23 protein-coding genes, 1 other RNA gene and 1 riboswitch are annotated in these 24811 nt (G+C 42.3%); of the genes, 3 read left to right on the top strand and 21 right to left on the bottom strand.

Annotated features, from left to right (window positions below; translation table 11 throughout):
- Positions 1-47: 47 nt before the first annotated feature.
- Positions 48-136: riboswitch (glycine riboswitch) on the bottom strand.
- 163 nt (positions 137-299) lie between these two features.
- The 3 genes from DXN33_RS08740 to zapA all read right to left on the bottom strand — a co-directional run bounded on the left by DXN33_RS08740 (position 300) and on the right by zapA (position 3587).
- Positions 300-2636 (bottom strand): endonuclease MutS2, encoded by a 2337-nt coding sequence (locus DXN33_RS08740; protein WP_115904880.1) that lies wholly within the window; start codon positions 2634-2636, stop codon positions 300-302.
- A 103-nt stretch (positions 2637-2739) separates the two neighbouring features.
- Positions 2740-3288, bottom strand: a complete 549-nt coding sequence (locus tag DXN33_RS08745; RefSeq protein WP_115904881.1) for a CvpA family protein — start codon at positions 3286-3288, stop codon at positions 2740-2742.
- Entirely contained in the window at positions 3285-3587 is a 303-nt protein-coding gene (zapA, locus tag DXN33_RS08750; RefSeq protein WP_020901580.1) for a cell division protein ZapA, read from the bottom strand. Before zapA ends, DXN33_RS08745 begins: the two co-directional genes overlap by 4 nt.
- 86 nt (positions 3588-3673) lie before the next feature.
- Here zapA and rnhC point away from each other — a divergent pair, with 86 nt between their 5' ends.
- From rnhC to DXN33_RS08765, 3 genes are all read left to right on the top strand, one after another.
- Entirely contained in the window at positions 3674-4555 is an 882-nt protein-coding gene (rnhC, locus tag DXN33_RS08755) for a ribonuclease HIII (protein WP_115904882.1), read from the top strand.
- A gap of 3 nt (positions 4556-4558) precedes the next feature.
- A complete protein-coding gene (lepB, locus tag DXN33_RS08760) occupies positions 4559-5173 on the top strand; it encodes a signal peptidase I (RefSeq protein WP_004245100.1) in 615 nt (204 codons plus the stop codon).
- Positions 5174-5452: 279 nt separating this feature from the next.
- A complete protein-coding gene (locus DXN33_RS08765; RefSeq protein ID WP_115904883.1) occupies positions 5453-7819 on the top strand; it encodes an ATP-dependent RecD-like DNA helicase in 2367 nt (788 codons plus the stop codon).
- A gap of 153 nt (positions 7820-7972) precedes the next feature.
- Here DXN33_RS08765 and tig read toward each other — a convergent pair whose 3' ends face one another.
- The 18 genes from tig to DXN33_RS08865 form a co-directional block, all read right to left on the bottom strand.
- Positions 7973-9256 carry a trigger factor gene (tig, locus tag DXN33_RS08775; protein ID WP_070479836.1) on the bottom strand — a complete coding sequence of 428 codons (1284 nt, stop codon included), beginning with the start codon at positions 9254-9256 and terminating at the stop codon, positions 7973-7975.
- Positions 9257-9348: 92 nt separating this feature from the next.
- A complete protein-coding gene (locus tag DXN33_RS08780; RefSeq protein ID WP_115904884.1) occupies positions 9349-10005 on the bottom strand; it encodes a DNA alkylation repair protein in 657 nt (218 codons plus the stop codon).
- Positions 10006-10638 carry a response regulator transcription factor gene (locus tag DXN33_RS08785; protein WP_049551122.1) on the bottom strand — a complete coding sequence of 211 codons (633 nt, stop codon included), beginning with the start codon at positions 10636-10638 and terminating at the stop codon, positions 10006-10008. It lies immediately after the preceding gene.
- 10 nt (positions 10639-10648) lie between these two features.
- Entirely contained in the window at positions 10649-11647 is a 999-nt protein-coding gene (locus DXN33_RS08790) for a sensor histidine kinase (protein ID WP_115904885.1), read from the bottom strand.
- Complete coding sequence (gene liaF, locus DXN33_RS08795) at positions 11644-12342, bottom strand: cell wall-active antibiotics response protein LiaF (RefSeq protein ID WP_115904886.1); 699 nt, start codon at positions 12340-12342, stop codon at positions 11644-11646. Before liaF ends, DXN33_RS08790 begins: the two co-directional genes overlap by 4 nt.
- Positions 12343-12418: 76 nt before the next feature.
- Positions 12419-13429: a type 2 isopentenyl-diphosphate Delta-isomerase gene (gene fni / locus DXN33_RS08800; RefSeq protein WP_115904887.1), complete on the bottom strand. Its 1011-nt coding sequence runs from the start codon at positions 13427-13429 to the stop codon at positions 12419-12421.
- Entirely contained in the window at positions 13413-14420 is a 1008-nt protein-coding gene (locus DXN33_RS08805) for a phosphomevalonate kinase (protein WP_115904888.1), read from the bottom strand. Before DXN33_RS08805 ends, fni begins: the two co-directional genes overlap by 17 nt.
- Positions 14407-15360 carry a diphosphomevalonate decarboxylase gene (mvaD, locus tag DXN33_RS08810; RefSeq protein WP_115904889.1) on the bottom strand — a complete coding sequence of 318 codons (954 nt, stop codon included), beginning with the start codon at positions 15358-15360 and terminating at the stop codon, positions 14407-14409. The genes DXN33_RS08805 and mvaD overlap by 14 nt, the downstream gene beginning before the upstream one ends.
- On the bottom strand, positions 15342-16220 hold the full coding sequence (gene mvk, locus DXN33_RS08815) for a mevalonate kinase (protein WP_115904890.1): 879 nt from the start codon (positions 16218-16220) through the stop codon (positions 15342-15344). The genes mvaD and mvk overlap by 19 nt, the downstream gene beginning before the upstream one ends.
- 274 nt (positions 16221-16494) lie before the next feature.
- The gene (cbpC, locus tag DXN33_RS08825) at positions 16495-17514 is read right to left on the bottom strand and encodes a choline-binding protein CbpC (protein ID WP_049516199.1); all 1020 of its coding nucleotides are present in this window, start codon (positions 17512-17514) and stop codon (positions 16495-16497) included.
- Positions 17515-17531: 17 nt separating this feature from the next.
- Positions 17532-18539, bottom strand: a complete 1008-nt coding sequence (gene cbpJ / locus DXN33_RS08830) for a choline-binding protein CbpJ (RefSeq protein ID WP_115904891.1) — start codon at positions 18537-18539, stop codon at positions 17532-17534.
- A gap of 100 nt (positions 18540-18639) precedes the next feature.
- Positions 18640-19329, bottom strand: a complete 690-nt coding sequence (locus DXN33_RS08835) for a response regulator transcription factor (protein ID WP_000518028.1) — start codon at positions 19327-19329, stop codon at positions 18640-18642.
- Positions 19330-19340: 11 nt separating this feature from the next.
- The gene (gndA, locus tag DXN33_RS08840; protein ID WP_000158778.1) at positions 19341-20765 is read right to left on the bottom strand and encodes an NADP-dependent phosphogluconate dehydrogenase; all 1425 of its coding nucleotides are present in this window, start codon (positions 20763-20765) and stop codon (positions 19341-19343) included.
- 75 nt (positions 20766-20840) lie between these two features.
- Positions 20841-22223, bottom strand: a complete 1383-nt coding sequence (locus tag DXN33_RS08845; RefSeq protein WP_115904892.1) for a cell division site-positioning protein MapZ family protein — start codon at positions 22221-22223, stop codon at positions 20841-20843.
- A 12-nt stretch (positions 22224-22235) separates the two neighbouring features.
- Positions 22236-23393 (bottom strand): class I SAM-dependent RNA methyltransferase, encoded by a 1158-nt coding sequence (locus DXN33_RS08850; protein ID WP_115904893.1) that lies wholly within the window; start codon positions 23391-23393, stop codon positions 22236-22238.
- A gap of 84 nt (positions 23394-23477) precedes the next feature.
- Positions 23478-23859, bottom strand: an RNA gene (gene rnpB / locus DXN33_RS08855) — RNase P RNA component class B.
- 20 nt (positions 23860-23879) lie between these two features.
- Complete coding sequence (gene gpsB, locus DXN33_RS08860; protein ID WP_000146534.1) at positions 23880-24209, bottom strand: cell division regulator GpsB; 330 nt, start codon at positions 24207-24209, stop codon at positions 23880-23882.
- A gap of 72 nt (positions 24210-24281) precedes the next feature.
- Positions 24282-24809: a DUF1273 domain-containing protein gene (locus tag DXN33_RS08865; RefSeq protein ID WP_115904894.1), complete on the bottom strand. Its 528-nt coding sequence runs from the start codon at positions 24807-24809 to the stop codon at positions 24282-24284.
- Between the last annotated feature and the right edge of the window lie 2 nt (positions 24810-24811).

The following is a 24811-nucleotide window of genomic DNA, read 5'->3' on the forward strand; positions in this document are numbered from 1 at the left end:
AAGATACATGTACTCTGGAATGCTTAGATAAATGCTAAAAAGCGGTCTATCCTAGCTCTGTCCTTTTACCTGAGAGTTTGAGCAGTTGCCTGCCTTGCCCCTTCGGTGCCTTTACGGTCTCTCCAGAGTTCCGTCCATTTACAGTCATGGAAAATCAAACGATTCGCCACTTCTATTAAACTTCATTCGGTGTTGGTATTTAATTGATTCTTATTTTACAAAAAATGTTGGCTTTTGTCAATGTGTTTATTAGTAAAAATTAGTTCAACAGTTTTTACTTTATAAAGCCCAGAATACTGCTATCCTTTAAAAGTGACAATAGTCGCGCCACTGCCTCCAGCATTTTGTGGGGCATAGCCGAAACTCTTGACATGCTTGTTTCTTTGTAGGTATTTGGTGACACCTTCACGGATGACACCTGTTCCGATACCATGGATGATATCTACTTGAGCCATATTATTAAGCAAGGCTTGGTCGATAAAGGCATCTAGCTCATTCATGGCCTCTTCATAACGTTTGCCTCGAAGGTCCAGTCTGGCTTGAGGTCCTCGACCAGAAGTTCGTTTCACGACATTGACCTGTTTCTTCTTGACTTGCTTTTCTTGCTGGGCTTGAACAAGGTCAAATTCTTTCTCTTCTAAGGTCATCTTAATCAAGCCGACTTGGGCTTCCCAGCGGCCATCTTTGAGTTGACTGGTCAGGGTACCACGCTGTCCATAACTGAGAACCACGATATCATCTCCCACCTTTGGAGCACGTTTTTTCTTGGCCTTTTGAAGAACTTTATTTTTAGACAAATCTACTTTTTCAGGAGCCAATTTTTTCAACTTGGCCTTTGCTTCAATAATTTCGTGGGGTTTGAGTTGGGATTTACTGTGGAGATTTTTGAGAATCTGGTCACTTTCACTTAGGGCCATGTCCACAATCTCAGCAGCCTGTTCACGCGCCTTGTTAAGCTCGGTTTCCTTTTCACGATTAAGCTCGTTGTAAAGTTTTTTGAGAGCACGGTTCATCTTGAGATTTTCTTGCTCCACCTCACGGATATTGTCCAAGCGTTTGCGGCTCTCTAGCGTCTGCTCTTCCAGTTGTTCAATGATTCGGTTGACATCATTGTCCTGATCGACCTGCTGACTGGCATCCCCCACGATAACTTCAGATAGGCCTAGACGTTTAGCAATTTCAAAGGCATTGCTTCGGCCAGGAACACCCTGCATAAAGCGATAGGTCGGGCGAAGAGTTGCAGTATCAAACTCCATGCTGGCATTTTGCACAAAGGCTGTCTCAATACCGTAGGCCTTGAGTTCTGGATAGTGGGTCGTCGCCATAGTCTTGACCTGACGCAGGCGAAGATCCTCCAGAATAGCCATGGCAAGGGCGGCTCCCTCTTGGGGATCTGTACCAGCCCCCAACTCATCCAAGAGTAAGAGTGAATGTTGGTTGACCTTGCCAAGAATATCCACAATATTGGTCATGTGGCTAGAGAAGGTAGACAAGCTCTGTTCAATAGACTGCTCATCGCCAATATCGGCAAAGATTTCTTCAAAAATACCAACACGACTTCCCTTATCTGCTAAAATCGGCAAACCAGACTGGGCCATGACCTGCGTCAATCCCAGAGTTTTAAGCATGATGGTCTTCCCACCTGTATTGGGACCTGTAATGACAATGGCTGTTAAATCTTGTCCAAAGTGGACATCATTTGCTACGGCATTTTTGACCAGAGGATGACAGACATGGAGCAGTTGAATCTCTTGATTTTCTGACAGCTGAGGTACGACTGCTTGTCTTTCTTGGATAAAGCGAACCTTGGCACGAATCAAGTCCAGATGGCCGATAATCCAAGCATCATTGGCAATCTCAGCCGCATGAGGGCGAACACGCTCAGAAATTTCTTGGAGAATACGAAGCATTTCATAGCGCTCATCTGCTCGCAAACTAGCAATTTCTTCACTCAGTTTGACCACCTCACGGGGTTCGATATAGACGGTATTTCCACTAGCAGAAATATCATGAACGACACCAGCAATCTTATTGCGGTAGGTGTTTTTGACAGGTAAAACCTGACGGCCATTTCTGCTGGCAACGATTCCTTCTGTCAACATCTGCGCTTTTTGCTTGAGCAAATCTTGCAAGACATCGCGTACCTGACTCTCGCTATCATGGATTTTTCGACGGATTCGTGCCAATTCTTCACTGGCAAAATTTTCAATAAAACCTGCATCATTAAAGGCTTGTAGATTTCCTTGTAATTGCGGAAAATCGTGTAATTTCTCAAACCATAGGGCTAATTCTTCCAAGCTGACATTTTCCAGATTAGAATAAAAACTTTGCAGTTCTCGGCTAGCAAGAAGCACGCGCTTCAAGAGGAGGAACTCCTCGATATTGAGATCCGCCCCCATCTCCAACCGCTTGCAAACTCCTGCGATTTCTTTAGTTGCAAGAATGGTAAAATGCGGTTGCTCGACAAAGAGAGCCTGCATTTCCTTCATCTCAGCAAAAGCCTGTTTGATTTTATCTACTTTGGCAGTTGGAGCCAGCTGTCTCAATTGCTCCAAGCCCTGCTCGGTCAACAAATGGGGCTCAAACAAGGCCTTGACCTTATTGAACTCTAATGTTTCTAATATTTTCTTATTCATCTTTATTTCCTTATCTTTGAATATCTAGGTGTGGTAGCTTTTTACATTCTGATAGATTCGAGTCAAATCTGTAAACAAAGGGCTAGGAAAATTCCTGCCCTTTTTATCCGATTAAATTTGTCACCCAGATTTGTTTGAGCCAACTGGTTGTTACCGGTATGCTCTGGATGATGTGTTTTGCGACGATACTCTTTTCAAGAGGATTTTGTACAGCCGCCATGGGGATGGTCGCCAAGATTGTCAAGGTCATTTGCAAGACAAATAAGGTCACCAACATGGACAAGATCCCTGCTGAAACTTGGAACAACTTACCACCCAGTTTTTTACTAGGAAGTAAGTGCAAAAGGAGACCAAGTAAACGACCGATACTATAGACTATCCCAAATACCAGCAAGTAGCCGATCCCTGCGTAAAAGACCTTATCCAACTGAAAGAGTTGATCCGATGGGAAAAAGAAAGTTCCCTGACCTGCCTGCGGATTTGCATAAGGTAGCAATAAATGAAACTGTTCTCCAAGCCCCTTGTAAAACTGGCCAGCCACAAAAGCAGATGCCATGGCTGAAATCAGGTAATAAACCTGTAAGAGCAGGCCTCTCCGATAGCCGATATAAAATCCCCAAGCCAAGACCAATAGAAGAAGGAGTGAAATCATAAGGAATCCTCAATCTTGCTCTGTTCTTGCTTGCAAGTCACAAGCTTGTGACGGAGTTCTTTTAATTCTTGCTCCTTATCATCAAATTCAATCTCACGGCTGAGCTGAGTTGATAAACAGTTGACTGCCAACAAAAGAGCGATGGTTTCATCGTCTGCGCTAGGCATTTGTTCTTTAATTGCTTGGTATTTTTCTGTCGCAACCTTAGCGATTTCCTCCATAAAGAGATTATCATGCTCGCTTGTCAAGGTTAATGATTTTTTCCCGAATGTAAATTTGAATCGATTTAGATTTGCCATAAAATTCACCTCACGATATTATACCAAAATTCGCTAATTTTGTCAGTTTTTACAAATTTACCTGCTTTTATGGTACAATAGAAACTATGGCAAGTATAACACTCACACCAAGTGAAAAGGAGATTCAGGCTTTTCTTGAACACTATCAAACCAGTCTGGCTCCCAGCAAGAATCCCTATATCCGCTACTTTTTGAAACTACCTCAAGCAACGGTTTCTATCTATACTTCTGGAAAGGTCTTGCTTCAAGGAGAAGGAGCTGAGAAATATGCTAGTTTCTTTGGCTATCAAGTTGTAGAGGAAAACAGGGGACAAAATTTCCCTTTAATTGGGACAGATGAGGTTGGAAATGGTTCCTACTTTGGTGGGCTTGCAGTTGTTGCTTCCTTTGTCACACCTGACCAGCATGACTTCTTGCGAAAACTCGGTGTGGGAGATTCTAAAACTCTTACCGACCAAAAGATCCGTCAGATTGCCCCTATCCTCAAAGAAAAAATCCAGCACCAGGCACTGCTTCTCTCACCCAGCAAGTACAACGAGGTCATCGGAGACCGCTACAACGCTGTTTCGGTTAAGGTCGCCCTCCATAACCAGGCTATCTATCTCCTTCTTCAAAAAGGCATTCAGCCTGAGAAAATTGTGATTGATGCCTTTACCAGTGCTAAAAATTATGACAAGTACTTGGCACAAGAGGCCAATCGTTTCAGCAATCCTATTAGCTTAGAAGAAAAGGCTGAAGGCAAATACTTGGCTGTAGCAGTTTCTTCTATCATTGCGCGTGATCTCTTTCTGGAAAATCTTGAAAATCTAGGACGAGAGCTGGGCTATCAACTTCCAAGTGGAGCTGGAACGGCTTCTGATAAGGTTGCTAGCCAGATTTTGCAAGCCTATGGAATGCAGGGACTTAACTTCTGTGCCAAACTGCACTTTAAAAATACTGAAAAAGCGAAAAAACGCTTAGAAAGGTAAGTTATGAATTCATTTAAAAATTTCTTAAAAGAGTGGGGATTGTTCCTCCTAATTCTGTCATTACTAGCTTTAAGTCGTATCTTTTTTTGGAGCAATGTTCGCGTAGAAGGGCATTCCATGGATCCTACCCTAGCGGATGGCGAAATCCTCTTTGTTGTCAAACACCTACCTATTGACCGATTTGATATCGTGGTTGCCCATGAGGAAGATGGAAATAAGGACATCGTCAAACGTGTCATCGGAATGCCTGGCGACACCATCCGTTACGAAAACGATAAACTTTACATCAATGACAAAGAGACAGATGAACCTTACCTAGCTGACTACATCAAACGCTTCAAGGATGACAAACTCCAAAGCACCTATTCAGGCAAGGGGTTTGAAGGAAATAAAGGAACTTTCTTTAGAAGTATTGCTGAAAAAGCCCAAGCCTTCACAGTTGATGTCAATTACAACACCAACTTTAGCTTTACTGTCCCAGAAGGAGAATACCTTCTCCTCGGAGATGACCGCTTGGTTTCAAGTGACAGTCGTCACGTAGGTACTTTTAAAGCAAAAGATATCACAGGGGAAGCTAAATTCCGCTTCTGGCCAATCACCCGTATCGGAACATTTTAAGAGACCTAAGAGGCCGAGAATCAGCAATCTCAGCCTCTTCTTCTATCGTGAGACGATAATTATTCACTACCCAGTTTGATTAAGATAGAAACAAAGTTATACTCAATGAAAATCAAAGAGCAAACTAGGAAGCTAGCCGCAGGTTGCTCAAAGCACTGCTTTGAGGTTGTAGATAGAACTGACGAAGTCAGTAACATATATACGGCAAGGCGAAGCTGACGTGGTTTGAAGAGATTTTCGAAGAGTATTAACTCTCACCTATTTATGCAAAGGAATCTTATGGAAGTTTATTTTTCAGGAACCATTGAACGGATTATTTTTGAAAATCCCAGCAATTTTTATCGCATCCTTCTCCTAGAAATCGACGATACAGACGCAGAGGATTTTGATGATTTTGAAATCATTGTCACGGGCACCATGGCTGATGTGATTGAGGGAGAAGACTATACTTTTTGGGGACAAATTGTCCAGCACTCCAAGTATGGGAAGCAACTGCAAATCAGCCGATATGAACGCGCAAAACCAACTAGCAAGGGCTTGGTTAAGTACTTTTCAAGTAGCCATTTCAAGGGGATTGGTCTCAAGACTGCTCAGAAAATTGTGGATACCTATGGCGAAAATACCATTGACGAAATTCTGCAACACCCAGAAAAGTTAGAAGGCATCGCAGGACTCTCTGCCAAAAATCGCGAGGCTTTCGTCTCCACCCTCCGTCTCAACTACGGAACCGAGATGGTTTTGGCCAAACTTGCTAACTACGGTATTCCCAATAAATTAGCCTTTCAGATTCAAGACTTTTACAAGGAAGAAACCCTTGATGTGGTTGAAAATTATCCCTACCAGCTGGTTGAGGATATCAAGGGCTTGGGATTTACCATTGCTGACCAATTAGCAGAGGAACTAGGCATCGAAAGTCAGGCTCCTGAACGCTTCCGCGCCGGTCTAGTTCACAGTCTTTTTCAGGCCTGTATGGAAACAGGGGATACCTATGTTGAAGCACGGGATTTACTAGAACAAACCCTTACCCTCCTTGAGTCTTCCCGCCCCGTTGAACTGGATCCCAGCCAAGTGGCCCAAGAGCTCTCCTACCTGATCGAAGAAGACAAGGTTCAGCAGATTGATACCAAGATTTTTGACAACAGCCTCTTTTTCGCTGAGGAAGGCATCCGCAGTCACTTGGTTCGTATCCTTGAAAAAAGAGAACAAAAGAGCCCAGATATGGAAACCATTCAAAAACATATCACTACTGTCGAGGAAGATCTGGGAATCCACTATGATAGCATTCAAAAACAAGCTATCTGCGATGCTATCCAGAATAAAGTCTTTATCCTAACAGGTGGACCTGGTACTGGTAAGACAACGGTTATCAATGGGATTATCGCTGTTTATGCCCTTTTAGAAGGGCTTGACCTCAGGAAAAAAAGCAATTTGCCGATTCTTCTTGCTGCTCCAACTGGACGAGCCGCTCGACGCATGAATGAATTGACAGGTTTGCCTAGCGCGACCATACACCGTCACTTGGGAATGACAGGCGACGATGACACCAGCCATCTGGAAGATTATCTGGATGCCGACTTTATTATCGTGGATGAATTTTCTATGGTTGATACTTGGCTGGCCAACCAACTCTTCTCCAACATCTCTTCTAACAGCAAGATCCTCATAGTGGGTGACAGCGACCAGTTGCCTTCTGTCAGCCCTGGACAGGTTCTAGCGGATCTGCTTCATATTCCCTTGATTCCTCAGACTCGCTTGGAAAAAATTTATCGACAAAGCGAAGAATCAACCATCGTCACCCTAGCTAGTCAGATTCGACAGGGTATCTTGCCAGCTGATTTCACCCAGAAAAAAGCAGACCGTTCCTACTTTGAAATCGCTAGTGGTCATATCCCTGCTACTATTGAAAAGATTTTAGGCGCTGCCCTTAGAAGTGGTACCCCTGCTCGTGATATTCAGGTTCTGGCTCCCATGTACCGAGGGACTGCAGGGATTGATTCCATCAACCAACTCATGCAAGACCTGCTCAATCCACCACAAAAAGACCAACTCAGTTTTGAAGCTCCCCAGTGCCACTATCGTAAGGGGGATAAGGTCATTCATTTGGTCAACGATGCTGAAATCAATGTCTTTAATGGAGATTTAGGAGCCATCACAGACCTGATTCCTGGTAAATATACCGAATCGAAACAAGACGAGATTGTCATTGATTTTGATGGCAACGAGGTCTCTTACCCACGTAACGAATGGTACAAGATTCGCCTGGCCTATGCCATGAGTATCCATAAGTCCCAGGGAAGCGAGTTTCCTGTTGTCATCCTACCGATTACCAGTGCTAGCAGGCGCATGCTGGAGCGCAATCTCATCTATACAGCCATTACACGCGCCAAAAGCAAGCTTATCTTACTAGGCGAATTACAGGCCTTCGACTATGCTACCCAACATATCGGAACTGCCCGAAAAACCTATCTGATTGAACGTTTCAGTGATTTATTGGAGAATGTTGAAGAAAAGCAACAATCTATCTCTGAAACTGCCACATCAAGTGACTCTGAACAATCCTACATCCTGACAGAAGAAAACTGGGACAGCATCCCGGCCATGATTGGGATTACTGACGCAGACCTCAAAGAGATTTTTGGAAAATAGTGCACAAGAAAACCCACCAATTCAGGTGGGATTTTTGTTTATAAATACTCAATGAAAATCAAAGAGCAAACTAGGAAGCTAGCCGTAAGCTGTACTTGAGTACGGTAAGGCGACGCTGACGTGGTTTGAATTTGATTTTCGAAGAGTATTAGATTATTTAACTGTTGCTGTGCTTGTAATCAATTCAACAGCTTTTTTGATTGTGATGTCGTGTTTTAACATATCAGCTGAAAGCAAGCTTTGTACTTGAGCAACTTCCATGTTGTAGTCTGTTGCCAATTGCTCGATTTCTTTTTGGATTTCTTCTTCTGAAGCATCAAATCCTTCAGCTTTGGCAACTGCTTCGATAACAAGGTTAGTCTTAGTTCGTGACTCAGCTTCTCCCTCGTATTGTTTGTGAAGATCTTCTTGAGTAGTTCCAGTGATTTGGAAGTACATATCAGGGTTGATACCTTGACGTTGCAAGTTTCCAAGGAATTCGTTTACTGAACGGTGAACTTCTTCGTGAATCATTTCTTCTGGAAGTTCTACGATTTCAGCGTTTTCTACAGCTTTATCGATTGCTGCACCTTCAACGGCATCTTTGTAAGCTTCTTCTTTAGCAGCAGCCAATTCCTTGCGGTATTTTTCTTTCAATTCAGCAAGTGTTTCAACTTCTTCGTCGATGTCTTTTGCAAGCTCATCGTCAAGAGCTGGAACTTCTTTAGCTTTTACTTCGTGGATAGTTGTTACGAATTTAGCTTCTTTACCTGCAAGGTCTTCTGCTTGGTAGTCTTCTGGGAATGTTACGATAACATCAACAGTTTCACCAGCTGAGTGACCTACCAATTGGTCTTCGAAACCAGGGATGAATTGACCTGAACCAAGTCCAAGTGAGAAGTTTTCACCTTTTCCGCCGTCAAATTCAACACCATCAATAGAACCAACGAAGTCAATCACAACAGTATCGCCGTTTTCAGCAGCAGCTTCCTTGATAACCAATTCAGCCAAGTTGTTGCGTTCGCGTTCGATACGCTCTTCAACGTCAGCATCTGTTACTTCTTTTTCTACATCTACTGATACTTCAAGGTTTTTGTAGTCACCCAATTTAACTTCAGGTTTTGTCACGACTTCAGCTGTGATAACCCAGTCTTGACCTTTTTCCATTGAAGTTACGTCAATTTTTGGTTGAGCAACGACTTCAAGACCAGCTTCTTTTACAGCTGCTTCATAAGCGTTTGGCAAAAGAGCGTTCATAACGTCTTGGTAAAGTGACTCTTCACCAAATTTTTTGTCGAAGATAGGACGTGGAAGGTGACCTTTACGGAAACCTGGAACATTAAGAGATTTCTTCACTGAGTTGAAGACACGGTCCAATTCTGGTTTGATTTGGTCTTGAGAGATAGTAAAAGTCAAGACACCACGGTTTGTTTCTTTGTTTTCAAATGATACAGACATTCTGTCATTTCTCCTTAAAATTTTTTAAATACAGTCTATTATAACATAAATGAGCGACTTTTTTCAAGTAATGAATGCGCTTTTCAATGATGCTAGAGGTACTTGCTCGCTTCTTTGATACTAAGGTCAGCCATTCTTTCCTTATTTTTCTCAATGAAGACTGCTACCCAAGTTGGATTGGTTTTGGAGTAGTCTCTTAGAGCCCAGCCAATGGCTTTATTGATAAAGAATTCTGTTTGGTTCAAATTATGAAGCAGAATCTTTTCCATTAATTGAACATTGGTCTTCTCTTTTCTTAACAACTGGTGGTCAATAGCGACACGTCTCAGCCAGATATTATCTGATAGGCTCCATTTTAAGATTATTTCTTCTAGTTCAGGGTGGTCATACACCAAACTCCCTACTACTCGATCTAGGATATCTACGGTATCCCACCAGGATTTTGTGACGACTAACCGCTCAAGCTTAGGTAAATCGTTCTCCGTTAGATAAGACTGCATTGCTTTCAAATAATTAGCAGCCACATATTGGTATTCTCTAGGCTCCTTTCTCCAGCAAGTATCTACAAAATTCCAGTCGATAATCTTTGTTTTTTTCGCTTTTGGAAAGTATTTTTTATAGAGTGCATTTCTTTCAGGAGCCGCAACGCCTAGGAAGAAAAATTGATGGCGCATATAGGCTTCCATGGGCCCTGCATTTTTTGAATCTCTTGCTGCTTCTAGCTCAACAAGTAAATCTGTTAGACTCATCTAAAACTCCTCATGCCCCACCAAGTGGTGCTGAAAGGCATAGACTGCAGCCTGGGTACGATCGCTGACTTCAAGTTTGGCTAGGATATTGGACACATGGGTCTTGACCGTCTTGAGAGAGATAAAAAGTTCATCTGCGATACGCTGATTTTCGTAGCCCTTGGCGATGAGTTGGAGAACATCTCGCTCACGCGCAGTCAGGTCCTCATGTAGTTCTATGTGATTGCGGTGGTATTCGACTTTTTTGCTGACCTCTTGCTCAATGGCCAACTCCCCAGCAGCCACCTTACGGACAGCATGGAGCAGTTCGTCGGCACTAGAAGTCTTAAGCATATAGCCACGAGCACCTGCATCTAAGACGGGCATGATTTTTTCATTGTCCAAATAAGAGCTCACAATCAAAATCTTGGCTTCAGGCCATTCTTTGAGGATAGCCAAGGTCGCATCAATTCCATTTATCTCAGGCATAACGATATCCATGACAATGACATCTGGACGCAGTTTCAAGGCCAAGTCAATACCTTGAGACCCGTTTGCCGCCTCGCCCACAACTTCTACATCGTCTTGGAGGTCAAAGTAACTTTTCAAGCCCAATCGGACCATTTCATGGTCATCTACTAGTAAAATTTTCATCTCTACTCCTTTATGATTCCTTACCTAACAAGGGAATACGGATATCAACTGCCAGTCCTTGCTTGGGAGCTGTTAATAACTGAACCGTCCCTGCCATATCTTCGACCCGCTCCTTGATATTACGAAGTCCATAACTCAAGTCGTCTAAGCTCCCCAACTGGAAACCAATCCCATTATCCACCACCTTCAGCTGCAATTCAACATCCGTCTGATAGAGATAGACATCCAAACAAGAGGCCTGGGCATGGCGGAGGGTATTGCTGATCAACTCCTGCAAGATGCGGAAGATATGCTCCTCGATTTTCTTGGGCAATTTCGTCACATTTTGCTTGAAACTAACCTTGAGATCGCTCTTGTCCTCAAGCTCTTTTAGGAGAATTTGAATCCCTTCAATCAAGCTCTTCTGTTCCAATTCAACTGGTCGCAAATGCAAGAGCAAGACCCGCAAATCCTTCTGGGCTGTTTCAAGGATGGCTGTAACACTCTGCAACTGGATCTGCATCTTTTCTCTATCCAATTTCAAAGCCTGCTGACTGACGCCTGACAAAATCATGTGGGCCGCAAACAACTCCTGACTGACTGTATCGTGCAAATCCCGAGCAATCCGCTTCCGTTCTTTCTCGATGATTTCCTCTTCCTGAGCAAGACTGTGATTTTCAGCCTTTTGAAGTGCTTCTGTCAAGAGGTTAAGTTTGCCAGATAAGGACTTAAAGCTGGCATCCAAATCTGGATCTGCAACCTGAACCACTTCTTGCCCTGCCAACAAACGCTTAAGATTAGCCTGCATTTTTCTTAGAGAAAGCTCTTCCACACCTCGCCAAAACAGGGCTAAAAGACAGGTCATGGACAAGCTGAATACCAACAACAAAAAGACAAATTTTTCTGTTTTTTCGACATCATGCAAGAAAATAGACCAGTCAAAGTCAAGGATGTCCATTAAGCTGTGAGAGAAAAATAAGACAAACATAAAGGAGGTGAGAGCAATGATTACATAGGCTTGTTTTTTCATCCTCTAACCACCTCAACATCTCCAATCATAGTGGTCAAGAAAATCTTGACACTCTTGTTACTCTTAAGGTAGTCTCTTGTTTCTTGATGATAGTGTTCATTTCGGAGGGGTCGCTTGGGCTGGTTGAAAAAAGTCAAATCACCATAGAGACAGTTAACGCTGAGACTGACTTCCACATCTACAGGCACAATGATTTTGGTCGTGCCTATCATCTTTCTGAGAATAATGACATTGTCATGATTGGTTAGAATGACCCTCTCTAGATGAATTGTATCCTTGCCCATGAGGCGAAAGAGATTGATATCATCAAACTGGCAAGTCTGGTAGCTTGAAAAATGATGAAGATTTCCAAACCAACGATTTTTCTCCTTCTTAACCGTAACCACCTCTTCAAAAACCAAATTGGTCTGCTCTTTTTCTTGGTTCATCATCGGATAAAGTAGAAAGAGGCTATAGATAACCGCAACAAAAATAGCTAGAATCACAAAAGGATTGAGCATGACGATGAAAAAGAAGAGAATGCTTGCTACCACTAAAAGAAGATTATTGCCCTCTTTACCAGTGTAATAGCGAATCAAAAGCAAAAAGAGGAATAGAATCAGCAGAAAACGCGAAAAATGCTCTGAAACCATCAAAATCAGAGCTCCCGTCAAAAGACAGGCTTCGATAAATAAAAAGATTTTAAATTTTCTCATAGGTTCATCCTCTCCCTTCTATTTTATCACAATTCAAAAAAGTCACCTCGGTCTGAGGATGGAAAAAAGGCGGTGGTTACGCCTTTTTCATCTGATCATTTGCTTCTTTTAATTTTCCATAGAGAAGATAGTCTACTTTTTGCAGATCTGCTATGGTGGCACAATTAAGGGCACACATAATCAAACGCAGATCGTCTTTCCAGCCTTGGACAATGCCAATCACTTCTTCAACTGAATAGGTTTCAACCAATTCCAGAACGGTTCGTGACAGCCCTACAGCCTTGGCTCCAAAGACCAAACACTTAATCATATCCAGCGGATTCCGAACCCCTCCACTAACCAAGAGTTCGACCTTGTCTTTCCAGTCTTGGGCATTGAGAAGAGCTTGCATGGTAGACTGGCCCCATTGATTGAGGTAGTCACGTTGACCACTGCGACGGTTTTCGATATAGGCAAAGCTGGTACCGCCACGACCTGATAGGTCAACAGTTCGAACCCCTAGTTCATAGGCTCTTTCAATGGTCTTCACATCCATTCCAAAGCCCACTTCCTTGAGGACAATCGGAACAGGGATTTGCTTGCTATAGTCTGCTAGATGCGATTGCCAGCTTCTGAACTTCCTTTCTCCCTCAGGCATGAGCAATTCCTGCATAACATTGACATGCACTTGCAAGAGAACAGGATTCATCTCTTCTACAGTCTGAAGACCTGACTCGACAGGCTTGTCCAATCCAATATTGGTTCCAAGAAGGAGATTTGGATGATCAGACTTGACAGAAAAAGAGTCATCTGCTGGATCTTTGAGGGCTGCGCTATAAGAACCCGTTACAAATAAAATACCACAGGCTTCCGCCACCTGAGCCAGCTTTTGATTGATTTCTCTTCCCTTATCGCTTCCACCCGTCATAGCATTGATATAAAAAGGAAAGTCCCATTTTCGACCAGCAAACTCTGTCGACAGATCGACTTCATCCAGGTCGTAAAGAGGCAAGGAAGAATGAATCAACTCCACCTCATCAAAGCTATTATAGGAACTTTGCTGCTCAAGGGCATAGCGGATGTGCTCATCCTTACGATTTGTCGTCATGTCCTATCCTTTCTTGGTATAAGAGCTCAATCCCCAGATCGGCCCAACGGTTTTTTAGGGTTTCAGTTGATTGCTCACCAAAACTCAAGGCAATGCCACAGTCACCACCACCAGCGCCGCTACTCTTGGCAACAGCCGGCAAATCTTGACTAGCTTCTTTCAACTGTCTGAGCGAAGGTGTGTAAATATCTGTGCTCAAGCCTTCTAAGAGCCGGCTGGCTACTTCTACTTGCTCGATAAGTTTTTCTGATTTCCCCTGTTTCAAGGCTTCTACCAAAGAAACCACCGTTTCTTTTGAGGAACTTAAAAAATTCTGATTGATGTTTTGCTTGATTTGCTGGACCATGTGACTCGATACAGCCACTTCCTTGGTCCATCCCACTAGGAAATCACATTCTAGGGCAGGTTGTACGTGTGAGATTGAAAAGCCCCAATCACGCTCTAAAACAGTCGCTAAGTTTTCTTCTTCCAACCAAGCAGCTATCTTCTTTCGATCAAAAGACTGGTAGAGAACCAAATCCTCTGCCACAATACAGGCAAGGTCCCCCATAGAACCATTGTCTCCGCGCTTGAGCAAGACAGCGCTAGCCAGCTTGAACAAGAGCTCCTGATCAACCGAAAGCTTATACAGAGCTAGCAGAGCCTTGACAACCAAGACAACGACGCTGCCACTAGAGCCTAAACCAAACTTTTTCCCTTCTCGTTCCATTTTTCCTCGAATTTCCAAAGAAAAAGGTCGCAAGGTTTGCCCACGATCAGCGAGGAAATCTTGCACTAAAGCAATTGTTTCTTGAATCAAGCTATAGTCAGGATTTGGCGTCAAATCAACTGCGAAATCAAACATATCTGAGTAGATACGGTAGCTGTCAGAAAAGGCAATCTCTCCCCTCATATAGATGGGAATGGCCTTTATCAAGGCCAACTGTCCGGGCTCTAAAATAGCATATTCACCTGCCCAATAAAGTTTCCCGCAAGTTTTAACAGCAATCATCTTGACTCAAATCCTTTGTTTTTGACACAATCAAGCGATAACGTTGACCGAAGATTTCTGACAAATGCTCCAAGTCTTTCTCTTGACAGAGGACTTTGACATTGGGTCCTGCATCCATAGTAAAGTAGCAGGCTTCCCCTTGTTCACGAAGCTGGCGGACAAAGTCCATGGCTTCATAGCTTGCATCCGTCAGATAAGAAAAGGCTGGTGATGCTGTTTTGGTCGTAGCGTGCATAGCCAGGGCATTTTTCTCCGTTAATTCCCCAACCTTAGCAAAGTCGTTCTCTTTGAGATAAAGCAGCATATCCTGATAATCCTTCTCAGACTGACGCACCCAGTCATCAAAGGTCGTCGAGGTTTCCACACAAAGTTTCATCCCGTCACGGCTAGAGATTGGTTTTTTCTTATCCTCTAGCACCAACATAATCATAGCTAGTTTCAAGTCTGTCTCTACAAGGTAAATTTCCCCGCTATCCTTGTCCCAGGCACCTAGCGGTCCATAAAAACTCCGAGAGGAAGAACCTGAGGCAAACTTAGCCTCCTGTGCCAACTGACTTCTATCCAAGCCAAGCTTGAAATAAGCATTGCAAGCCTTAACTAAGGCGGATAAACCACTAGAACTTGAAGACAAGCCCGCTGCGGTAGGCATATTGTTTTGAGTATCAATACGAACAAAGCCATCACCATCTGGACGGTAGCGGTCAATAATCTTGCTCATCTTGGCATGCTCTGCCTCATTTTGTAACTGACCATTGATATAAAATGCATCAGCAGTCGCATCCGTTGGTAAAGGCGACAAGGTCGTCTCCGTATACATATTCTCCAAAGTCAGAGAGATACTGCTAGTAGCAGGCACCATCTCTTTTTCTTTTTTCTTTCCCCAATATTTGATAATAGCAATATTTGCGTAGGAACGTACTGTTACAGGCTCTCTATCCATGTCTGAACAGCTCCTTTCTCTTCTAATCTTTCTGCTAGTTCTTGAGCTTGTGTCAAATCGGCTGCCAAGGCTATGATACAGCCTCCTAGCCCACCACCGCTCATCTTGGAACCCAGAGCACCATGGCTAAGAGCCGTTTCAACCAAAGAATCTGACTCAGGACTACTAACACCAATTTCTTTTAAATGTAAATGCGCTTGACTGAGGATTTGTCCCAATCCTTCAGCATCTTTTTGTGAAATCGCTTCTTCTGCTTGCTGGGTCAATTCTCCCAGGGCATGCAAAAACGGCAGGGCATCCTTCCCCTTGCTTTGAACCACTTGGATGGCTTCACGAGTATGGCCATAAACGCCTGTATCAGCAATCACCAAATAGGCAGATAAATCCATCTCAAGCTCTGTAAATCCTACGTTCTTAATAAAGCGAATAGGCTGGTCACTGAGACAGGTCTTGGCATCCAAACCACTTGGATTCATATGGGCAATCATCTCCGCCCGATTGACCAAGATTTCTAATACATCATGAGGCAGTTCTGCCTCATAGTAGTCAAAAACCGCACGAATAGCCGCTATGCTGATAGCAGCTGACGAACCCATTCCCCGTTTTTCAGGGATAGCCGAGTCAATCTCACAGCGAATGCAGGCTTCTTTGATATCCAAATACTCCAGCGAAGCATAAACTGCCATGGACAAGGTATCCTCCTCATAGAGACGCCAAGGACTCGCTGCAGGAACTACCTTACAAGTCACCTCCACCTCCAAAAGGGGCAAGGAAATAGCAGGATAACCGTAAACGACTGCATGCTCCCCTATTAAAATTATCTTACTATGTGCCTGACCGACACCAACTTTTTTTGTCATTTTTTCCTTTTGCTAGACGAAAAAGCCGTCTCATACTCAATGAAAATCAAAAAGCAAACTAGGAAACTAGCCGCAGGTTGCTCAAAACACTGTTTTGAGGTTGTAGATAAGACTGACGAAGTCAGTCACATATATACGGTAAGGCGACGCTGACGTGGTTTGAATTTGATTTTCGAAGAGTATTATTTTTTCCTACAAGTATTTATTCTCTCCTATCTATTTTATTATATTTTCACAAAAAAAGCGATTGTTTCCTTCACAATCGCCTCTTTCATTATTGAACCCATTCGCCATTATAGTTGACAGAATAGCCATCTACGGTCGTATTCACTGCCAAAGCACCTGAGTTGTAAGCATAGTACCATTTGCCATTGACCTGGAACCAGCCTATCTTCATATCTCCATTACTTGCATTTAGGTAGTACCAAGTTGAACCATCTTGATACCAACCAGTTGCCATAGCTCCTGATGAACGGAGATAGTACCACTTGTTACCAAGGTATTGCCAGCCCGTTTTCATATCACCATTTTCAGCATCTAGATAATACCAAGTCGAACCTTCTTGATACCAGCCAGTTGCCATAGCTCCTGATGAACGGAGGTAGTACCACTTATTGCCAAGTTGTTTCCAACCAGTTTGCATGATACCAGTTTCTGGGTCTAGGTAATACCACGGAGCAGGTTTGCTTCTATCAATGCCAAAAGTAACATGGAAATCTTGAGTCCAACCCTTAGCAACTTCACCAATTGGTAGTGGATTGTAAGAATCATCGCCAGAAATTCCTAGCTTATTTAAATAATACCAATTGCCGTCTTCATAAGTCCAACCTGTCTTTACAGCATAATTATTATCAAAATAATAAGTTCTCTTTTCAGCAGATGGAGCATATTGTTCACCGTATACTTTTCCTGTATTTTCAGACGTTTTTGCCTCTAGTACCTGTTTATCTGTTTGTTCTAGCAAAGCACCATCTTGTCCAAAATAGTACCACTTCTCCTGAAGGCCAATTTCTAAGACTGGACGATTATTAAATAAATTATCACGATAACCTGTTCCATGAATTTCTACGTATTGCCATCCAACTACCATTTCTCCTTTATCACCAAAATAGTAAGTTTTACCGTCTATTTTATGCCAATAGATTGCTTTATGATCATCTTTTACATAATATTTTCTATTATCCTTATCAACAAATTGGCCACCTGTGGTATCCGCAAATACAGTATTTGTAGCTAGCAAACCAAAGAAAAATGTTGCTAGTGCGACTTGCATCATTTTTTTCAAAAGCTTCATTTGTATCTCCTCCAAGATTAAATCCACTCACCAGATGAAGCAAAGTTATAGACTTTACCATCGATAGTTTGGCTACCTGTAACCATTGCTCCATTTGAATTGAGATAATACCAGTTTCCATTTACTTTTGTCCAACCTGTCTTCATATCTCCATTACTTGCATTTAGATAGTACCAAGTTGAACCATCTTGATACCAACCAGTTGCCATAGCTCCTGATGAACGGAGATAGTACCACTTGTTACCAAGGTATTGCCAGCCCGTTTTCATATCACCATTTTTATTATCTAAATAATACCAAGTTGAACCATCTTGATACCAACCAATTGCCATAGCTCCTGATGAACGGAGATAGTACCATTTATTGCCAAGTTGTTTCCAACCAGTTTGCATGATACCAGTTGTTGGATCTAGATAGTACCAAGCTGAACCATCATTTATCCAACCTGTACGTATTTCACCACCAATATAGTCTTCTCCATTAATTTCTGTTTTAGCTAGATAATACCAGTTAGACTGGTCATAAAGCCAACCTGTCTTTAAAGAATGATCTTGATTAAAGTAATAGTTCGTGTAAAAACTCTTCTCTTCTTTATCTTCCGGATTTGTACGTTTTTCCCCATGCTTTCTTCCAACGCTGTCTTTAGTTTTAACCTCTAATGCTTCCCAACCAACAAACTCTTGTAGCACTCCATTTTTGTCAAAGTAGTACCATTCTGGCATTGGGGAACCTTCTAATCTTATACCATTAGGGTAAGGACCAATTGTATATCCTTTAACTGGCATTGGAATGTACTGCCAACCAACAACCATTTCGCCATTATAATCAAAATAATAGGTCTTCCCATCAATCACTCGCCAGTCCGTCTCTTTGAGTTCCCCCTTCTTGTAGTAGGTTCTACCATTTTCTTGGACAAATTTCCAACCTTCTGAATCAGCATCATCCGCCAATACTGCACTTGTCGCTAGCAAACCGAAGAAAAAGACTGCTAATGCAATTTGCATCAATTTTTTTATTGTTTTCATTAGACGTATCCTCCATAACTGATTATAGCAAAGCCCCAACTGTATGTCAATATATAGAGAACTCCCTCAAAAAAAGCAGTTACATAACCGCAACTGCTCTCTATTCTTGCATGGTGTAACCAACACCACGAACGGTTTTAATGTAGCTTTTTTGACCTTTTACATCAAGCTTGCTACGTAGATAACGGATATAGACATCCACGATATTGGTTTCGGTCGCACTTTCATACTTCCAGACACTTTCCAACAACTGCTCACGAGTCAGGACTTTCTTGCTTCCCATAAGAGTAGCCAAGAGGTCATACTCACGACGAGTCAGAGCAATCATCTCCTCGCCACGATAAACGGTATGATGTTCTACATCCATACGCAGATTGCGATAAGACGTTGGAACCTTCATCTGACTACAGTGTTGATCGATAAAGTCCCGACCTCGGAAAATAGCTGAAATACGAGCTACCAGATTCTCAATAATAACTGGCTTATAGATGTAAGAAACGGCAAAGCGTTGGATTGTCTCAATCTGATCTTGCAATTCTTCGCGATGGTCCAAGACCATGATCACGGAGGCTGGCTTAGTCCGACTCAGCTTGTCTGCAAAATCCTGGGCTGTCATATCCCCCAGATGAGCATTCAATAAAATCAAGTCATAGTCTGTCTGAAGAGCCATGGAGAGGGCCTTTTGCCCCTCCTCAACCTGATCAACTCGGTATTGCTCTTTTTGAAGTTCCAAACTTAAAAAATGAGCTAGATTTCGTTCTTTCTCAAGTAATAAAATCCGTTTCCCCATGGCAGACCTACTTATTTTTCGTCATACCAAGAGTAGTGGAAGGTTCCTTCTTTGTCTTTACGTTGGTAAGTGTGGGCACCAAAGTAGTCACGTTGCGCTTGGATCAAGTTAGCTGGAAGGTCAGCTGAACGGTAGCTATCAAAGTAAGTAATAGCTGCTGAGAAAGTTGGCACTGGCACACCAGCTTGAACAGCAAGAGCTACGATATCACGCACTGCTTGTTGGTACTTAGCAGTGACATCCAGGAAGTACTCATCCAAAAGAAGGTTTGCAAGGTCTGCATCACGGTTGTAAGCATCTGTAATCTTTTGCAAGAAACGAGAACGGATGATACAGCCATCACGCCAGATAGATGCGATATCTGCAAATGGCAAGTTCCAGTTGTTTTCTTTAGAAGCTACACGCAATTGCGCAAAACCTTGTGCGTATGAAATGATTTTTGAGAAGTAAAGGGCTTGACGGATTTTTTCAATCAACTCAGCCTTGTCTCCTTCAAATTTGAAGGCAGCTGGTTTTGGAAGAACCTTGCTAGCATGTACACGTTCTTCTTTGTAAGTTGAAATGTAACGTGCAAATACTGACTCAGTGATGAGTGACAATGGCACACCAAGGTCAAGAGATGATTGGCTAGTCCATTTACCAGTTCCCTTGTTACCTGCGGCATCAAGAATGTAGTCTACGATTGGTCCATCTTGACCTTCATCGTCTTTACGGCTCAAGATATCAGCTGTGATTTCGATCAAGTAGCTGTCCAATTCACCCTTGTTCCACTCAGTAAAGATTTCAGCCATGTCTTCTGCAGAAAGACCTAGCAAGTGTTGCATCAAGTCATAGCTTTCTGCGATCAATTGCATATCACCGTACTCGATACCGTTGTGAACCATTTTTACATAGTGACCAGCTCCATCAGGACCGATGTAAGTCACACATGGTTTGCCATCTTCTGGTGCTTTAGCTGAGATTTCTTCAAGAACATCTGCAACCAATTCGTAGGCCTCTTTTTGTCCACCAGGCATGATAGAAGGACCTTCAAGGGCACCTTTTTCACCACCAGAAACCCCAGTACCGATAAAGTTGATACCTGAGTTTGCCAATTCTTCATTACGACGGATTGTATCTTTGTAGAAAGTATTTCCGCCGTCAATCAAGATATCACCCTTGTCAAGGTGAGGAAGAAGGGCTTGAATTGTCGCATCTGTACCAGGTCCAGCTTGAACCATGAGCATGATACGACGAGGTTTTTCGATTGAGTTTACAAAACTTTCAACGTCATAGCTTGGTACAAAGTTCTTTTCAGGATGGCAAGCAATTACATCTTCAGTTTTTTCTTTACTACGGTTGTAAATAGCAACTGTGTAACCACGAGATTCAATATTAAGGGCAAGGTTACGACCCATTACGGCCATACCTACGACACCAAAGTTAGCTTTTGTCATTTGACACTCCTCTTGTTTAATTTGTTTTATTTTATCATTTTTACTTTTGAAAAGAAAGAATTTTGTAACGACTGCTTAGTAGTCCAAAGCATCCGCATGTCCAGAACCATTTCCAACAAAGTATCCTGTCTTACAGTTAAGGGTAAAGAGATAGGTTCCATCTGGCTTGTAGAGGTTGTAATAACCATTGCCATTAACGATATTAACACGTTCAAGGATATATTGGTTACCAGTGATATAACCACGTGAGCGTGAAGTCGCTAGGATTTTTTCCAAGACACCATCCGCGAAATCCCAGGCAGAATTATTGCTATCATCAACAGCTGATTGATTGAACGGCACACGACTCGAAGCTCTCTGGAGGTCAACTCCAGAACTTGATAAACCGCCATGGCTATCATCACGTGCAGAAACTGAATTGTTTGATGAGACGCTTGAAGATGGACTTGTGTTGTCTGTAGCCCTCTCTGTTGATGCACTTGAACTTTCTTGACTTGAGCTTGAACTTGAAGGAGCTGTTTGTTGACTCTTACCTAGACTGATAGCCTTATCTAGCACTTTATCAATCTCCGTATTTCCAGTTTTAATATCTGTAAATTTAGCATCTGATTTAGCTTTAGCGTTAGTGTCCAAAACTCCATCTACAATAGCTGGCTTATCAAATTGAGCATTGACATCTTGAATGGCCTTGATTTGAGTTGCTAGACTATCATACTTAGATTTTGCAAGCGTATATTCACGACTACCTTCTAGCTTATCAAGCAAGGTTTTAAGTTGACTCAGTTTATCAAACTGGCTATTCTTCAAAGCCGTTTTGTTGCTATCTGTATAGAAGGCATCATATAAATTATTGAATTCTTCCACATCTGACTGCGTGTTTGTAGTTGATTGAGAAGTTTGGATTTCCTTGGTCGAACGAGCCACTTGACGATAAACATAATAACCAGTTCCAAGGATAAGAACCACTAAGGCTGCTAGAATACCGTAAAGCACCCATTTCTTCTTACTTTTTCCATCTTCACTATCTGTGACTCGATAAAGTGTTGGAATATCTTCAGTCTCAGAGGCTTCAACAAGAGGAGTTTCTGAAACTCGTGTTAATTCTAAATCATCAAACTGACTCAATTCATCTTCTGAAGCTGGAGAAGTTACTCCTGTTTCCTCACGAAGCTCTTGAAGTAAATTATCCAGAGTCTGAGTCTCCTCTATCTCTTCTATCCCTTCTTTTTCAACTAAATCATCCTTGCTAAACTGACGCGTTTCAAACTTATCTGCCTCAATTTCATCTTTATGTTGTTTCACATACTTGTCCAAGATAGAATCTCCAGGCAATACACCTGCTTCCACCTCTTCATTTTTTAGCATGGCTTCTCCAACCGTTAGCTCTTTGGCATCATCAAAATCAAATTGCGCTTCTTGATGTTCTGTTATATGACGATCATGTCTTTTCTTACTCATGAGTTTTCCTTCCTACTTTACTTCCTGACGTTTAACACGCTGACCGAAATATTGATACAAATCAACTTTTAAAGTTCCATTGTACAACTTGCGCTTCTTGTCCGCCTGACTGCCGTACTTGGTCTCAAAGGCTTCATCACTAGTTAGGATAAATTTGCTCCACGTTTTCAGCGGTGCAAATACTTGCCCCATCTCAGCATAGAGTTTGGTAACTCCTGCATCATCTGACAAGCGTTCCCCATAAGGTGGGTTAGAGATAATCACTCCATTGATTTTATCGGAACGCAAATCCTGCACGCGCATCTGCTTAAAGGTAATATCTCCTGCAACACCTGCTGCTTGAGCATTGGCCTTAGCAATTTCCACCATACGTGCATCGATATCACAGCCCATGATATCTAGCTCAAGCTCACGATCCACTTTCTTAGCCGCTTCTGTACGCACTTCTTGAATCAAGCGATCACTAATCCAGTTCCACTCCTCAAAGGCAAAGGAGCGACGAAGACCAGGAGCCATCTTTCTAGCAATCATAACTGCCTCGATACAGAAAGTTCCTGAACCACAGGTCGGATCAATCAAGGGCTTGTCTGGATACCAGTTAGAGAGTTGCAAAATAGCTGCTGCCATGTTTTCCTTGATAGGAGCCCCACCCTTTTCGGTACGATAGCCACGTTTAAAGAGACTGGAGCCTGTCGTATCAATCATGACAGTTGCGACATCTTTCAGAATAGAAACCTCAATCTTAAACTCAGGACCAGTTTCCATCAAGGGGACACCTTCTGGACGGGCATAGTGTCTCTGCAACTTCTTAACAACGGCCTTCTTTGAAATAGCCTGTACACTGGGTTCATTGTGTAGCTTAGATTTCACACATTTGGCTTTTGAAATCGGGAATCGAGCTCCAAGTGGTATATAATTTTCCCAATCTAGAGCGAAAACTCCTTGAAAGAGCTCCTCAAAAGTCTTAGCTGGGAACGTTCCTACGATAATCTTGATACGATCTGCTGCCCGAAGCCAGAGGTTGGTTTCGATAATGGCTCTCACGTCTCCTTGAAAACGAACACGTCCATTTTCAACCTGACAATCGTAGCCCAACTCTCGCAATTCACGTCCCACAACAGCCTCAAGACCCGCTGCAGCAGTAGCGATTAAATTAAATTCTTTTTTCATTTTCAGTCTTATAAGACCTTTCTATATGTCCACTTTAAAAAATGAGGTTGAGAAAGTTTTCTCAGCCCCAACCTATATGCAATTTTCTATAAGCCATGTTTTGTTCCAGAAGTGACTAGGACCACTTCCTTCGATAATCATCTGTCTACCGCTAACAGCCTACAGCTGAAAGTAGTCAGAGTACTACGTTCGTTTCCGTGTACTCCATGCCCCGACCAAAATTTGGGTTGCTAGCTTGAGGGGTTTACCGCGTTCCACTCTCTCTGTTTCCAGAGAGACTCCGTCACTGTGGCACTTTCAAGCCTACTCTGGCCTATCCAAGGACTTAGCCATTTCAACTGCCGTAACGATTTCTCGTCCCTAGGCTTATGGTTTCGCCTAGCACAAACACTACAGGCATCACAGCCTGTGCTAGCATGGACTTTCCTCATGAAAAGAAATTCTCCTCACGCGATTATCCAAAAATTGCACTTTTCAAATAAGCTCTTATAAATCAGAGTTATCCAAAATTTGTTTACCAAATACTTCTTTCTCAAGACGATTTAGTCGTTTCAAAATATCAAAATTCGTCATAGAAGTTGTAGCCGTCATTTCAAGTGGTTCTGCTTGAACCGGTGCAGATTCAGGTTTGCGAGACAATTCTTCCTTCAACTCTGCAATTTCTTGACGGAGAGACTTGACTAAGGCAGCATAAGTTTCGTAGTCCTTGATGACATCGTCCAAAAATTCATCAACTTCAACCTTACTATATCCACGGACTTCACGTCCAAACTCTTGCTCAAAAATATCTTTTGCTGAAAAAATAATACTTGCCATCTCTCTCTCCATTCTCGGTTTCTAATAGTATTATTATATAAAAAAAGGCAAACAAAAATCAAGGTCAAAGGCTTACTTTTCAGAAAAATTTTCTGCTAACTCATTTAGGTCTTCAAACGTTAGCCTTTTTATGCGATACCCTTCCTGATTTTTCATCAAGGTATCCATAAATTTTAATTTGGTCTCATTTTCTGGATCATAGAAAAAATAAGTTAAATCAGTATTTTCCAGTAAAAATCGTTGGTAGTCTCGTAGTTGCCCCATATGTTCATATTTAGGATAGGCATATTTGACAAAATCTACCTGTTTAAATTGATTAAGTTTAAGCTGATTCGCTTCATTCCAATTTTCCCCGTGTGTTTCAAAATCAAAAATGGTCGCTAGGTTGAAATCATATTCTTCTTTCATTTCATTTGCAACATCAAGCACCCAGGATTCAAATCCCAAGTTCCCTGTAAAGACCAGCCAATTAATCCCTTCTTCAGCCAAACTTTCTAAATCACGGCGAATGGCTTTCTTTATAATTTTTAACCTGATATCTTTTTCGTTAAAGACACCCAAGTCAAAATTAGAATATCCCATAATTAAAGCTGTAGTCATTT

This window comes from Streptococcus sp. NM, from assembly GCF_003390135.1.
Classification (GTDB): Bacteria; Bacillota; Bacilli; order Lactobacillales; family Streptococcaceae; genus Streptococcus.

Excerpts from the sequence above, each read along its gene's own strand:
- DXN33_RS08780 (WP_115904884.1), bottom strand. The coding sequence starts at position 10,005 with ATGAGTCTAACAGATTTACTTGTTGAGCTAGAAGCAGCAAGAGATTCA.
- cbpJ (WP_115904891.1), bottom strand. The coding sequence starts at position 18,539 with ATGAAAACAATAAAAAAATTGATGCAAATTGCATTAGCAGTCTTTTTC.
- cbpC (WP_049516199.1), bottom strand. The coding sequence starts at position 17,514 with ATGAAGCTTTTGAAAAAAATGATGCAAGTCGCACTAGCAACATTTTTC.
- DXN33_RS08865 (WP_115904894.1), bottom strand. The coding sequence starts at position 24,809 with ATGACTACAGCTTTAATTATGGGATATTCTAATTTTGACTTGGGTGTC.
- DXN33_RS08845 (WP_115904892.1), bottom strand. The coding sequence starts at position 22,223 with ATGAGTAAGAAAAGACATGATCGTCATATAACAGAACATCAAGAAGCG.
- tig (WP_070479836.1), bottom strand. The coding sequence starts at position 9,256 with ATGTCTGTATCATTTGAAAACAAAGAAACAAACCGTGGTGTCTTGACT.
- DXN33_RS08835 (WP_000518028.1), bottom strand. The coding sequence starts at position 19,329 with ATGGGGAAACGGATTTTATTACTTGAGAAAGAACGAAATCTAGCTCAT.
- DXN33_RS08805 (WP_115904888.1), bottom strand. The coding sequence starts at position 14,420 with ATGATTGCTGTTAAAACTTGCGGGAAACTTTATTGGGCAGGTGAATAT.
- DXN33_RS08785 (WP_049551122.1), bottom strand. The coding sequence starts at position 10,638 with ATGAAAATTTTACTAGTAGATGACCATGAAATGGTCCGATTGGGCTTG.
- lepB (WP_004245100.1), top strand. The coding sequence starts at position 4,559 with ATGAATTCATTTAAAAATTTCTTAAAAGAGTGGGGATTGTTCCTCCTA.
- DXN33_RS08790 (WP_115904885.1), bottom strand. The coding sequence starts at position 11,647 with ATGAAAAAACAAGCCTATGTAATCATTGCTCTCACCTCCTTTATGTTT.
- rnhC (WP_115904882.1), top strand. The coding sequence starts at position 3,674 with ATGGCAAGTATAACACTCACACCAAGTGAAAAGGAGATTCAGGCTTTT.
- gndA (WP_000158778.1), bottom strand. The coding sequence starts at position 20,765 with ATGACAAAAGCTAACTTTGGTGTCGTAGGTATGGCCGTAATGGGTCGT.
- liaF (WP_115904886.1), bottom strand. The coding sequence starts at position 12,342 with ATGAGAAAATTTAAAATCTTTTTATTTATCGAAGCCTGTCTTTTGACG.
- zapA (WP_020901580.1), bottom strand. The coding sequence starts at position 3,587 with ATGGCAAATCTAAATCGATTCAAATTTACATTCGGGAAAAAATCATTA.
- gpsB (WP_000146534.1), bottom strand. The coding sequence starts at position 24,209 with ATGGCAAGTATTATTTTTTCAGCAAAAGATATTTTTGAGCAAGAGTTT.
- fni (WP_115904887.1), bottom strand. The coding sequence starts at position 13,429 with ATGACGACAAATCGTAAGGATGAGCACATCCGCTATGCCCTTGAGCAG.
- DXN33_RS08765 (WP_115904883.1), top strand. The coding sequence starts at position 5,453 with ATGGAAGTTTATTTTTCAGGAACCATTGAACGGATTATTTTTGAAAAT.
- mvaD (WP_115904889.1), bottom strand. The coding sequence starts at position 15,360 with ATGGATAGAGAGCCTGTAACAGTACGTTCCTACGCAAATATTGCTATT.
- DXN33_RS08745 (WP_115904881.1), bottom strand. The coding sequence starts at position 3,288 with ATGATTTCACTCCTTCTTCTATTGGTCTTGGCTTGGGGATTTTATATC.
- mvk (WP_115904890.1), bottom strand. The coding sequence starts at position 16,220 with ATGACAAAAAAAGTTGGTGTCGGTCAGGCACATAGTAAGATAATTTTA.
- DXN33_RS08850 (WP_115904893.1), bottom strand. The coding sequence starts at position 23,393 with ATGAAAAAAGAATTTAATTTAATCGCTACTGCTGCAGCGGGTCTTGAG.
- DXN33_RS08740 (WP_115904880.1), bottom strand. The coding sequence starts at position 2,636 with ATGAATAAGAAAATATTAGAAACATTAGAGTTCAATAAGGTCAAGGCC.